9 protein-coding genes and 1 rRNA gene are annotated in these 13,075 nt (G+C 36.4%); 6 read left to right on the forward strand and 4 right to left on the reverse strand.

Going from position 1 to position 13,075, the window contains the following annotated elements:
• Window positions 1–70: 70 nt before the first annotated feature.
• On the reverse strand, window positions 71–1,471 hold the full coding sequence (locus D7I45_RS00080; protein WP_120783771.1) for a GH25 family lysozyme: 1,401 nt from the start codon (window positions 1,469–1,471) through the stop codon (window positions 71–73).
• 343 nt (window positions 1,472–1,814) lie between these two features.
• Between D7I45_RS00080 and D7I45_RS00085 the strand changes: the two genes are divergently transcribed.
• The 3 genes from D7I45_RS00085 to nrdI all read left to right on the forward strand — a co-directional run bounded on the left by D7I45_RS00085 (window position 1,815) and on the right by nrdI (window position 4,687).
• Window positions 1,815–2,639, forward strand: a complete 825-nt coding sequence (locus tag D7I45_RS00085; RefSeq protein WP_162924043.1) for a restriction endonuclease — start codon at window positions 1,815–1,817, stop codon at window positions 2,637–2,639.
• A gap of 128 nt (window positions 2,640–2,767) precedes the next feature.
• A complete protein-coding gene (locus tag D7I45_RS00090; RefSeq protein WP_120783773.1) occupies window positions 2,768–4,150 on the forward strand; it encodes a hemolysin family protein in 1,383 nt (460 codons plus the stop codon).
• 81 nt (window positions 4,151–4,231) lie between these two features.
• A complete protein-coding gene (nrdI, locus tag D7I45_RS00095; RefSeq protein WP_120783774.1) occupies window positions 4,232–4,687 on the forward strand; it encodes a class Ib ribonucleoside-diphosphate reductase assembly flavoprotein NrdI in 456 nt (151 codons plus the stop codon).
• A 108-nt stretch (window positions 4,688–4,795) separates the two neighbouring features.
• Here the strand turns inward: nrdI and D7I45_RS00100 are convergent, their stop codons facing one another.
• Window positions 4,796–5,980: an MDR family MFS transporter gene (locus D7I45_RS00100; protein ID WP_120783775.1), complete on the reverse strand. Its 1,185-nt coding sequence runs from the start codon at window positions 5,978–5,980 to the stop codon at window positions 4,796–4,798.
• A gap of 246 nt (window positions 5,981–6,226) precedes the next feature.
• Here D7I45_RS00100 and zwf point away from each other — a divergent pair, with 246 nt between their 5' ends.
• The 3 genes from zwf (at window position 6,227) to D7I45_RS00115 (ending at window position 10,929) form a co-directional block, all read left to right on the forward strand.
• Window positions 6,227–7,708, forward strand: coding sequence for a glucose-6-phosphate dehydrogenase (zwf, locus tag D7I45_RS00105; RefSeq protein WP_120783776.1), 1,482 nt, complete (start codon window positions 6,227–6,229; stop codon window positions 7,706–7,708).
• 82 nt (window positions 7,709–7,790) lie between these two features.
• Window positions 7,791–9,230, forward strand: a complete 1,440-nt coding sequence (gene gndA, locus D7I45_RS00110) for an NADP-dependent phosphogluconate dehydrogenase (protein ID WP_120783777.1) — start codon at window positions 7,791–7,793, stop codon at window positions 9,228–9,230.
• A gap of 163 nt (window positions 9,231–9,393) precedes the next feature.
• Window positions 9,394–10,929, forward strand: coding sequence for a multicopper oxidase family protein (locus D7I45_RS00115; protein ID WP_120783778.1), 1,536 nt, complete (start codon window positions 9,394–9,396; stop codon window positions 10,927–10,929).
• A 638-nt stretch (window positions 10,930–11,567) separates the two neighbouring features.
• Here D7I45_RS00115 and D7I45_RS00120 read toward each other — a convergent pair.
• The gene (locus tag D7I45_RS00120; protein WP_120783779.1) at window positions 11,568–12,839 is read right to left on the reverse strand and encodes a cation:dicarboxylate symporter family transporter; all 1,272 of its coding nucleotides are present in this window, start codon (window positions 12,837–12,839) and stop codon (window positions 11,568–11,570) included.
• A 113-nt stretch (window positions 12,840–12,952) separates the two neighbouring features.
• Window positions 12,953–13,069, reverse strand: a 5S ribosomal RNA gene (rrf, locus tag D7I45_RS00125).
• Between the last annotated feature and the right edge of the window lie 6 nt (window positions 13,070–13,075).

Consider the following 13,075-nt stretch of genomic DNA (forward strand, 5'->3'; position numbering starts at 1 on the left):
AAATTTAAAAAAAGATAAAAAAATAGCGAATTCATCAAATGAATTCGCTAAAAAGTCAAAGTTTTTTTATTTATTTTCTCAATGATGATTGGTAAACCCAACCGATAAAGTGGTTGTGGTAATATGCCTTGTAATAGTAACTGTGCCAACCATCTTTAATAGCACGACTTCTAATTTGTACACGCTTCTTAGCGTATGTACGTGCACGGTGTTTCATTTTATTGTAAGTGAAAGTTCCACCTGCTACGTGAGCATAGAAGTTATTAGAAGGATGTACCTTCACAGTCTTGGTTGTATGGTAAGAACTGTAACTAATGTTAGAAGTTACACCATTAGCATTGATCCAACCTAAGGTACTGTTACCACGTTTGATACGGTAGTATAAACGACCATTGTTCTTGTTTTTACCTGCCATATCAATGTGGATACGTTTAGAACCATAAGTAGAACTCTTGTGTTTTACACCATTACGGTGGGCAAACTTGTTGTCACCAGGAACGTGTTTGTAAAGTTTTAATCCGGTACCTGACTTAATAGTTAAGTTATTAGAAATACGGGAGTAATCTACATTTTCAATAACACGTTTCTTAGCTGGTTTATGCTTCTTAACAGCTTTCTTTTTCTTAGCTGGCTTCTTCTTTGCAGGATGTTTCTTGTTAGAATTAGCAGCTTTTTTGTTTTCTTCGCTACCAGCGTTTTGTTGTGCTTGTTGTTGAGCCTTATCTAAATCGCTGTTAGCTGGTTGATTGTTATTATTATCAGCTTGAGGTGCTGGATTAGGGTTGTTGGCAGCTTGTGGGTCGCCTAAGAACCAATTTGCATCACGTTGTGTTAATGCACTAGCATCTAAGTTTTCATTTAAAGCATTGGAATGAAAACTTTGGCTGAATTGCCATAAAACATGTTCACGTTTAGGTTCATCATTTTGGTATGCAGCTAACCAGTAACCATCATAGTGACTGACTGCATAGCTTGCATGTCTTAGCATAAAGTCAGCATATGAGTAAAATAGAATCTTACGGTTACCTACTAGAGGACGTAAAGCATCTACCCATGCTCTAGTAGATTTGTTAGTTCCACCATATTTTACAGTTTGTTTTTCATAATCATTAACGTAGAATCTTGCATTAGGGGCACGGTTGTATAATGCGCGAGCTTCGTTAGCAGCATCATCCGGATTTTCATATTGACTAAATGAGTATACCCCATATGGAATACCATACTTGTCCATCATGTCACGGTTGTGTTGGAATTGCTTATCGGCATAGGCACTTCCGTATTGCACACGCAAAATGACAAATGGTACTTCATTCTTTAATTGTTGTACTTGTTGATCAGTTAAATTTTGTTGCCATTCGGATATGTCATATACGTTGTTACCACTCGCGTTAACTACCATTGGCATAGAAATAGCTGTGGCTCCTAGTCCGAAGGCAGCGACCATAGTTACTAGTAATTTATTGCCCTTCATAAATAGGTAAAAATATCTCTCTTTTGATTTTTACCTTTTACACCTCCTGTATAATTCGTACATATATTTTATTATTGTAACAGAGATATATATAAAATATAACCAAATGCGTATTAAATTTTATTTACAAACTGTAAAATTCTGAAACATTTGTTCGAAAAATGGGCAAAATACCTAGTAGTTAGCGGTTTTCTTTGCTAAAATATAGGCAAAATCAAAGTTAGAAAAGAGCTATCATTTGAAAACTATTCGCCTAATTCGACGTGGGCTATATATAATAGTACTTTTAAATATTATTGACGCCATCGCCCAATTTAGACAATTGCATACCCTATCGCAATGGATGGTTCAACTTATTGCTATCTGGGCTGCTTTATGTATCTTTTATGTATTGCTCCCAGCCCCGGAAAAACAGTTCTTATGGACCATTCGCAATAACATTTTGGGTAAAAAGTCTACATTATTAGTGTTAAAGCATAAAAAACTAACGAGTGGGTATGAGAATTCACATCCCCACCTCGCCGCTCACACCTACACCGATGACGCCACCCACGAAAAAATCGTGGCTGCCGAAAGCAAACTACAGCAATTACAAGATCGCATTCAATCTATGAACGCCTATCGCAATCAATTGAGCAGACAAATTAATGATTTAAATCAAACTTATCAAATGCTACAAGACCTAACTTCTAAACGTGATGAATTAGTTGCAGAAGTTAAGCAATTACAAAAGAAAAAACAACACTTAACTGATGCCAAGATTTCTAAAGATTACCAAGAATACCGTAATTACAAATCTAAATCTATCCTAGAAAAAGTGGATGAATATGATGGATATCAATTCGAACGTTTCACTTGCCAGTTATTGGAAAATTTAGGATTCACACAAGTTCAAATCACGCATGGTAGTGGTGATTACGGAGTAGATGTCTATGCTATTAATGGTGATACTAGTTATGTTTTCCAATGTAAATTATATTCTACTCCTGTCGGAATCAAAGCTGTTCAAGAGGCCAATTCTGGACGTAGTTTCTATGACAGCAAAAAAGCAGTAGTAGTTACTAATAATTATTTTACTCCACATGCTATTACTGCTAGTAAAAAGCTAGATGTCGATTTATGGAATCGAGATAAGTTAGCAGATTTAATCGCTGAAAGTGATACGTAAATCTCTCTGTAAAGAGAGATTTTTTTGCTTTTTCTTAAAGAATACATGGAATTACTTAAAAAACGTTAATATAAAAGGTATAATTGAGTTATATATTAAATAAAACTAATTAAGAAACGGGGAATGTTCTGTTGGAAGGTTCTATATTCTTTCAAATTATAGTTGTTCTAGTAGCCTTCTTCTTTGCCGGTTACTTCGTAGCATGTGAATTTGCATTAGTACAAACTCGTTACAGCATGCTAGAAGAAGAAGAAGAAACTAAAGGTAAGTCAAAAAAACTTGCTCGTGAAATGTTTATGATTACAAATCTAAACGATTATTTATCTACTACTCAAGTAGGTGTTTCACTATCTGGTATCATCATGGGTTGGATTGGTGAAGATTTAATCGTTAATGGAATCTTAAAATTATTAGAAATTGATCCTAATTGGATTTCCGGTGCTACCGCTCATGCCGTGGGTGGTGTTATCGGTATCATTCTTTTAACTTATCTAGAAGTAGTATTTACTGAAGTAGTTCCTAAAAACATCAGTATTGCTATGCCTAGAAAGATTCTTAGTGTGGTAGCCACTCCACTTCATTATTTTCATACAATATTCTACCCAGGAGTTTGGGCAATTAATGTTAGTGCTTCTGGAGTAGTTAGAATGCTAGGTCTACATATGACCGACGAAAGTGACGAATCTATGTCACAAGCTGAAATTCTAAACATTTCTAAAGAGGCCGTAGAAAATGGTGATTTGGAAAAATACGATTACCTATACATGCAACGTGCCTTTGATTTCAACGATAAAGTGGCTAAGGATATCATGATTGATAGAACCCAACTTACCGTTATGGATATTAACACTTCCGTAGAAGACGCGATTACTTTGTATATTCAATCTAAATTTAGTCGTATTCCAGTCGTTATGAATAATAATAAAGATAACATCTTTGGTTACATTTACTGCTACGATTTAATTCGCCAATCTCGTGTTAATTCTGACATCCCTGTCGAAAGATTAATCCGCGACATCGGAACCGTACCTGAAACTATGAAGATTACTGAAGTTCTACAAAAAATGATTTCTATGCGTACTCCTATCGTAGTGGTAGTAGACGAATACGGTGGTACTTCAGGCATTATCACTGATAAAGATATTTACGAAGAATTGTTTGGAACAGTCCGTGATGAAATTGATCCCGCAACTAACGAATACATTTTCAAACAACCTAAGGGCACCTACCAAGTTAGCGGTAAAATGACTACTTATGACTTCGAACGTTACTTCCACACCGAAATTAAAGATTTCAGCAATTCCGATAGCGTTACTCTATCTGGATACTTCATTGATAATAATCCTGGCGTATCCATTAAACCAGGTACTACTTTCACCGTAGATAACTTCACTTTCAAAGTTCTACATTTTGAAAATTCATTTATTAACTTATTTGAAGTGGACGATGGTAAAGGTGCTAAGGAAGCCGATGCTCCTAAGAAATTAGCTAACGACAAATCTGAAAAGTAATTCATATATAAAACTCGTATAAAATAAAAATCTGTTAGAATATACTTCTAGCAGATTTTTATTTTGGAAAGGAAGCCTCCCATGCAAAACATTCGCATCTTGTACATCTCAATAGCAGGCAATACACGCAATTTTGTAACTCATTTAAAACAGTACGCTACACAACAACATCAAGCTGATGCTAATGAACCTGAAATCGAACTAACAGAAATCTCTGAACAAAGTGATTTTGCGCATGAAACTAAAGATTTCTTTGCTTTTGTGCCCACCTATTTAGACGGTGGCAACGGCATCGATAACGGTGTAAAGGAAATGATGACTAACACATTAGGCGAATATATCGATTATGGTGACAACGCTAGTCATTGTTTAGGCATTGTCGGTTCGGGTAATAAAAACTTCAATGAACAATACTGTTTAACCGCTAGACGTTACGCCAAACAATTCGACGTTCCTTTCTTAGCTGACTATGAACTACGCGGTACTGATTGTGACGTAGTCCGCATTTATGAAACTCTAAAAGATAATATTAAATAAACTTACACTTTAATTTAACGAATTATCATCTATTTAGATTCATTACCTTCAATAATTTAACCAGACTAAAAAAAGCACTTTCGTAATCACGGAAGTGCTTTTTTTGTTTTATTTAACTTTATTAGCAATAATAATGACGGTAAATAAGGCTACTAGCATCAACGTAGAAACGAAGATGAATAATGGATTATAGCCCATGTATTCTACTACGAATCCACCAAACAATGGACTAATAGCTCTACCGGTCGACATCAAGGAGTTAAAAGTACCTTGATACTTACCCTTTTCATGTTTACTGGATAATTGATCAATCCAAGCAGGCACATCGGGTAAACCAATCATTTCCCCGATAGTTAAGAAAATCATGATTAACAAGAATGCCATAAAATCACGTGCAAAGACTAGGAAGTAAAAGGATACAGCAAATAAGAAGATTCCTAAAAAGACTTGATAGGAAATTTTGACATTCAACTTTTCACTAATCCAATTTACAATAGGTTGCCCAAAGACGATCATTAAACCGTTGACGGTCCATAATAATGAATATTGTTCAAACGGAATTCCTAGACGAACCATGTGCACGGACATGATACTTTCCCAAAGGGTGTAACTTAAGTAGACGGTAAATACCATCATACAAATAGGATAAATTAATTTTACTTTAGATTTTGCGGGTGCTGTAGGTGCCACCTTACCATTTTCTTCAGTGGAACCAGCATCATCATTATTGTAGTCAGAGAAATCGACATCAAAGTAATGCCAAGTTAGTAACCACAAAGCAATATAAAAAACAGCAGCGGTTAAAAATACCACAGGAACACCGTATTTTAACAAATATCCTACCATAGTGGTTCCGACTACTACTCCAATATTTAATCCAACATATAGTATATTAAATACAGAACGAGTATCTCTACTTTTAATGTTAGTAGCATAGGAATTTAATAAAGTTAAGTTAATTCCATCCCCAAATCCTACTACTATTAAAAGCAAAGCAAATGTGGGCCATCCATGAAAAAAGACTAACGCTAGCACAGCTAGTGTTGAAATTGAAATACCTATTAAAGCGGTTTTATAAGCGGACCAATGATCAAATAAATAACCACCTACATAGTTTCCTATGATGGTAAAACCAGAAATAAATAGTAACGATATTCCAGATACCAATAATGACTTATGTAAATAATTATCAATATACATAGTGACTAAAGGCCACATAAAAGCGGCACCAGAATTTAATAACAATGAATAAATAAAGACCAGCTTAAGTCCTAATTCTTTTCTTTTTGCCATGAATTATCCCCCTCACTTTTTTATAATACTTAACACTATTATAATTCATTTTCTATAATAATATCCATTATCACCTACTATAGTAATGTAAAAAAATTAAAGCGGTTTCATTTCTTTAATATATGGATTAAAAACACTTTTTTAATTTCCGCAGGTGTTATATAATAGCCTTGTGTATTGACCGAAAATGAATGAGTTATTCATTCATTTACTCAGTTAAAATTTTTCTATAAGGAGTGACGGTAATTGGCAACAGCAACTCGTGCCTTGTTCATGCTTTTTGGTGCAACAGGTGACCTAGCTAAGCGTAAATTATATCCATCCATTTTTAATTTATTCAAAAAAGGATATATCGATAACGATCACTTTGCACTAATTGGTACTGGTCGTCGTGAATGGAGCGATGACACTTTCCGTGGCGTAGTCATGGATTCCATTAATGATAGTGCTGACAGCGATGAACAAGCTCAATCATTCGCTAGTCATTTTTACTACATGTCACATGATGTAACCAAACCTGAACATTATGATGCACTAAGTGACTATGCTAACAAACTAGATGCACAATACGAAATCAATGGAAATCGTATCTTCTACATCTCGATGGCACCTAATTTCTTTGGTACTGTCGCTAAGAATCTTAAAGTGCACAACTGCTTATCAGATAACGGCGGTTTCAACCGTTTAATTATCGAAAAGCCATTTGGACGCGATTACGATTCTGCCGAAGAGTTGAACAATGCTTTAGGTAAATCATTTAACGAAGACCAAGTCTACAGAATTGACCACTACCTAGGTAAAGAAATGGTTCAAAACATTTTAGCCCTACGTTTTGGTAACCCATTAGTAGAAGGTATTTGGAACAACAAATACATCGACAACGTTCAAGTAACCCTATCTGAAAAGCTAGGTGTTGAAGAACGTGCCGGATACTACGATGGTGCAGGTGCGCTTCGTGATATGATTCAAAATCATACTATGCAAATGCTAAGTATTTTAGCAATGGAACAACCTATTTCATTTAGAGATGTGGATGTTCGTCGTGAAAAGATCCGTGCTTTACGTAGTATGCACATTTACACTCCTGACGAAGCACGCGAAAACTTCGTTCGTGGCCAATATGGCAGCAACGGTGACCAAAAGGATTACCGTCACGAAGATAACGTGCCAAACGATTCCACTACTGAAACTTATGTAGCTGGTAAGGTTGAATTTAACAACCAACGTTGGGCAAACGTACCATTCTACATTAGAACTGGTAAGATGCTTACTGATAAATTCACTCGTATTGACATCGTATTTAAGAAGCCTCTTATCGATATCTTTGCTGCAGCAGACAACTCAGAAAGTCAATTAAACAATAACGTATTAACTCTATTCGTTGACCCTGTTAACAAAGTTGTTCTTCACCTAAATGGTAAGAAAGCTGGTCAAGGAATGGAAATGAAACCTCTAGACCTTACTCACGTTCAAAACGACGAAGAAAAGGCAGCTACTCCTGAACCATACGAACGTCTAATTCATGACGCTATTTTAGGTAATGCTACTAACTTCGCAAGTTGGGACGAAGTAAGTCGTGCTTGGGAATTTGCCGATGTAATCAGACATGTTTGGGATACTGATCAACCAGATTTCCCTAACTACACTCCTGGTTCCATGGGTCCTAAAGCCGCTGATGACCTACTATCTCGTGATGGTAGAGCATGGGTTTTTAACTCAAAAAAATAATTATATGACATTTTGTCAGTAAAATGTTAAAATTTAGGTGTATATTTATACACAATTTTCTTTAAAAAAGGAAGGTTTATTAATGGCTGATACAAAAGCAAACATTGGTGTTGTTGGAATGGCTGTTATGGGTAAGAACTTAGCCCTTAACATTGAAAGCCGTGGCTTCACTGTAGGTATTTACAACCGTACAGCTTCAAAGACTGAAGTTGTAATGAAGGATCACGCAGACAAAAACTTGGTTCCAAGTTACTCTGTTGAAGATTTTGTTAAATCTCTAGAAACTCCACGTCGTATCGTTATGATGGTTAAGGCTGGTAAGCCAACTGACGCTGTTATTGACGAATTATTACCTCTATTAGACAAAGGTGATATCTTAATCGATGGTGGTAACACTAACTTCCATAACACTATGGAAAGAAATGCTAAACTTGACAAATCCGGTATTAACTTTATCGGAATGGGTGTTTCCGGTGGTGAACTAGGTGCTTTACACGGTCCATCACTAATGCCTGGTGGTCAAGAAGAAGCTTACAAATTAGTTGAACCAGTTCTAACTAAGATTGCTGCTAAGGCTAAAGATGGTAAGCCATGTGTTTCATACATTGGACCAAATGGTGCAGGTCACTATGTAAAGATGGTTCACAATGGTATTGAATACGGTGATGAACAATTAATCGATGAAAGTTACGACATCCTACGTAACGGTGCCGGAATCGACATTGATGAATTAGCTAACATCTTTAAAGACTGGAACAAGGGTGAACTAAACAGTTACCTAATCGAAATCACTGCCGACATCTTAACTAGAAAAGATGACTTAGGCGCTGACAAGAACAAGCCTATCGTTGACATGATCTTAGACCGTGGTGCTAACAAGGGTACTGGTAAATGGTCATCAGAAGACGCTATGGAAGTTGGTACTGACCAATCAGTTATTACTGAATCAGTTTACGCTCGTTTCATCTCAATGCTAAAAGACGAACGTCTAGCAGCTTCTAAGGTACTTAACGGACCTAAGGCTTCAGACATCATCTCAGAAGATGACAAGAAGGACTTAGTTGAAAAAGTACGTAAGGCTCTATACTTCGGTAAGATTATGAGTTATGCACAAGGATTCGAACAACTACGTTTCGCTTCAGAAAACTACGACTGGAACTTGAAGTTCGGTGAACTAGCACAAATCTGGCGTGAAGGTTGCATTATCCGTGCACAATTCTTACAAAACATTACTGATGCCTTTGCAAAGAATGAAAACCTAACTAACCTATTGTTAGACCCATACTTTGCTGACATCGCAAACAAGTATCAACAAGATGCTCGTGACGTAGTTGCCCTAGCTGTTAAGGCTGGTATTCCAGTTCCTTCATTATCAGCTGCTGTTAACTACTACGATTCATACCGTGCTACTGTATTACCTGCTAACTTACTACAAGCACAACGTGACTACTTCGGTGCTCACACTTATGAACGTACAGACCGTGAAGGTAACTTCCATTACCCATGGTACACTGAACAATAATATAATTATTGATTCTATAAAAAAGAGACGATTCTATCGTCTCTTTTTTTGTACCCTTTTTATACTTCTTTATATTTTTTACTAGTTTATAATCATTATAATTTACATTTGTATACCCTTAGGGATATACTTACATCAACTTGATAAAAGAAAGGATGACTATATGTCGAATCAACAAGTGTATAATGATTATTTTTTCTATGAACCCGCCTTCAATACTCATGATGGTGGTTACGTCCCTCTAGAAGTTAGCGATGTGGCTCCACAAAAGTTACGCGTTCCTGAATTATTAAAACCCGATCGCGAAACTGACACTGATATGTACTACACCGTTATCGCACAAGCTGGTGAAACTAATATTTTACCCGGCAAACCCACTAAGACTTGGGGTTATAACCAATCTTTGTTAGGTAAAACCATTTTATTTAAGCGAGGTAAAAACATTCACGTTACCGTTAAAAATGAACTTCCTGAACTAACTACTTATCATTGGCACGGTCTAAGTGTTTCCGGCGATATTGATGGTGGTTGTCATACTCCCGTTTATCCAGGTGAAAGCAAGGTATTAAATTTCAAATGTGATCAACCTGCGGCTACCCTATGGTTGCATGCTCATCCTTGCCCATCTACAGCTGAACAAGTCTGGCATGGACTAGCAACTGCTGTAGTGGTTAAAGATGAACATGAGGCTATTTTACCTTTGCCTCGCAATTACGGAGTCGATGATATTCCTGTAATTTTACAAGATCGTCGTTTCCATGAAGATAATCAATGGGATTACCATGCGGATTATGATCCCGATGGTGTCCAAGGCCCTACTGCCATGATTAACGGAACTATTAATCCCTACTTTGATGTCACTACACAAAAATTACGTTTACGTTTATTAGATGGTGCCAACCGTCGTGAATGGCGTCTACATTTTTCTGATGATTTGAAATTCACCCAAATTGCCGGCGATGGCAGTCTTTTAACTCACCCGGTACAATTTACCCACTTAATGCTTACTTGCGCTGAAAGAGCCGAAATTGTGGTAGATTTCAGTGGTTACAAGCCAGGTGACGACGTAATTCTATATTCTGATGATGTTCCTATTATGCATTTTAGAATTCATGAATTTGAAAAAGATGATAGCAAACTTCCTGATACTTTATTTACTATGGATACCCCTGCTGTTACTAAAAATACTCCCGTTCACCATATCGTTATGTCAGGTATGGACGAAGAAGTAGCAATTGATGATAAGAAATTTAATATGGAACGCATCGATGCTAAACAAGAAATGGGCAGTTGCGAAATTTGGGAAGTTACTAACACCAACGACTGTGAAGGCGGTATGGTGCATCCATATCATATGCACGGTTGTTTCTTTGAAGTATTAGATAGAGATGGTAAAAAGCCTTACCCTAACGAAACTGGTCTAAAAGATACTATTGGTATCAATCCTAACGAAACCGTTCGTCTAAAGGTTTGGTTCGACCACCCTGGTATCTTTATGTATCACTGCCACATCATCGAACACGAAGACGGCGGTATGATGGCACAAATCCAAGTCGATGATCCTAAACATCCACAAAAATTTCATTTAATGGATATGGATACTTTAATGAATGCATTCGCTAAAGAACGCGGTGTTGCCGTTGAAGACCTACATCTTGGTGGTATGAGCTGTTACGATAAAATGAATATGAAGATGTAAAAAGATTGTTTTAATTTGCTCGTTCATGTTATAATAAACATTGTAATAAAACTAGACAAAAGGAGTGTGAACAACTATGACAGAATTAACTTTTGATCCCGGAGCGTCGAAAGATCATTCTATCAAGGGAAAATTATTGTCAGAAGTTGTTTCAATTCTTTAAAAAATAGAATTGAGATGACCTTTGACAGTTAGTTTTCCCGTAAATAGTTAATCAGAATATGATTTAGATGGAGAATTAGCTGTTGTTGGTTATCTCAGTATCCTTTAACTGCATATTTAACAGTGAAATGTTAAGTGACAGTGATGTGTTAGCAGTTAATAACAGTGATTTAAAATTGAATATTAAAATTGCTTGATGATGCTTCACCTTTTAGGGAACTAATTGGGGAGGTATGGACAACAGTTTATACTACAAACTAAACAAATTATTTGAGGATAAACCGAGTAATTATGAGATTACACAAAAATCTTCGTTGAGTTCATGGGGACGTGAGCTTACGCCAAAGTAATTGCTACTTATCTGACTACTAATTATAAAAGCTACAACCTAACCGGTTGTAGCTTTTTTAGTTTCCATATATATAGATAAAAAAAGATCTGGCTTCGAATAATATCGAAACCAGACCTTTTTATTACTATTTATCTATGTTTAATGATTTTAAATATTTAGCTTCTTTATCATGGTCGAATTCTTTTTCTGATTTACCAATAATAACGGTAGCAAGTGAGTTACCAATAACGTTAACTGCCGTTCTTGCCATATCAATAAAACGGTCGATTCCGGCGATGAAAGTCAATCCGGACACAGGAATACCTACAGTAGAAACAGTGGCTAATAAGACCACAAATGAGGCTCCTGGGACCCCTGCCATACCCTTAGAAGTAATCATTAATGCAACTAATAGAGTTAATTGTTGTCCAATGGATAAATGAACTCCATATGCTTGTGCTAAGAATAATGCAGCTAAGGATTGATAAATAGCAGATCCATCTAAGTTAAATGTGTATCCAGTAGGAATAACAAAGGATACGATGGAAGAACTAACCCCAAACTTAGTCATTTTATCAATATTTCTAGGTAAAGCAGCTTCTGAACTGGCAGTAGAAAATGCTAGTACTGCTTCATCTCTAATAACATGTAATAAAGTAGTGATCTTAAAGCCGAATAAACGAGCAGCTAAGCCCATCACTACCATTACGAAGATTGCCATAGTTAGGTAAGTTAATAATACGAAATAACTTAAAGGTGCTAAGGCAGATACCCCTAGTTCAGCTAAGGTTACCCCGATTAAAGCACAAACTCCAATAGGAGATAACTTCATAATCCAACCGGTAATCTTAAACATAACTTGAGATACCGCTTGTAGGAAGTCGACAATGACTTTACCCTTTTCACCAATAGCAGCTGTACCTAAACCAAAGAATACGGAGAAGACGATGATAGGCATCATATCGCCATTGCTAATGGAATTAAAGACGTTAACCGGAATTAATCCAATTAGTGTTCCCCAGATTCCAGTATGGTTAGCTGACTTAGCGGTAGCCATGTATTGAGTAATATCAGTAGCATGTAAAGAATGAACGTTAATGAAATCACCTGGATGGAAAACGTTACCCACTACTAGACCCAAAATAATGGCGATAGTAGTCATTATTTCAAAGTATAGGATAGTTTTACCACCAATACGTCCAAGCTTATGTATGTCCCCGATATTGGCGATTCCGACCGTTAAACAAGAAACTACGATAGGCACTACGATCATTTGAATCAAGCGAATAAACATGGTTCCAATGCTTTGCATAGCAGTAATGGCAGTAGCATTTTTGTAGAAGATTAAACCTAAAATAATTCCTAGAATTAATCCGGCAAAAATCTGCCAACCCAATGTTAATTTAAATTTTTTCATAATATTTAGTAACTCCCTTAAAATAGGTATTATGATAATTTTATCATAAATTAGACCATTTAAATATCATTATACAAAAAAAGAGATATCTTAACGATATCTCTTTAGCAATTGCGCGGCGACGTCCTACCCTTGCAGAGGGCGATCCCTCAACTACTCTCGGCGTTTAGAAGCTTAACTTCTGTGTTCGGCATGGGAACAGGTGTGTCCTTCTAGCTATCGCCACCACACTATTT

Source organism: Apilactobacillus bombintestini (genome assembly GCF_003627035.1).
GTDB lineage: Bacteria > Bacillota > Bacilli > Lactobacillales > Lactobacillaceae > Apilactobacillus > Apilactobacillus bombintestini.

Coding starts and splice junctions, on each gene's coding strand:
- D7I45_RS00080 (WP_120783771.1), bottom strand. CDS start 1,471: ATGAAGGGCAATAAATTACTAGTAACTATGGTCGCTGCCTTCGGACTA.
- D7I45_RS00085 (WP_162924043.1), top strand. CDS start 1,815: ATGGTTCAACTTATTGCTATCTGGGCTGCTTTATGTATCTTTTATGTA.
- nrdI (WP_120783774.1), top strand. CDS start 4,232: ATGCAAAACATTCGCATCTTGTACATCTCAATAGCAGGCAATACACGC.
- D7I45_RS00100 (WP_120783775.1), bottom strand. CDS start 5,980: ATGGCAAAAAGAAAAGAATTAGGACTTAAGCTGGTCTTTATTTATTCA.
- gndA (WP_120783777.1), top strand. CDS start 7,791: ATGGCTGATACAAAAGCAAACATTGGTGTTGTTGGAATGGCTGTTATG.
- D7I45_RS00115 (WP_120783778.1), top strand. CDS start 9,394: ATGTCGAATCAACAAGTGTATAATGATTATTTTTTCTATGAACCCGCC.
- D7I45_RS00120 (WP_120783779.1), bottom strand. CDS start 12,839: ATGAAAAAATTTAAATTAACATTGGGTTGGCAGATTTTTGCCGGATTA.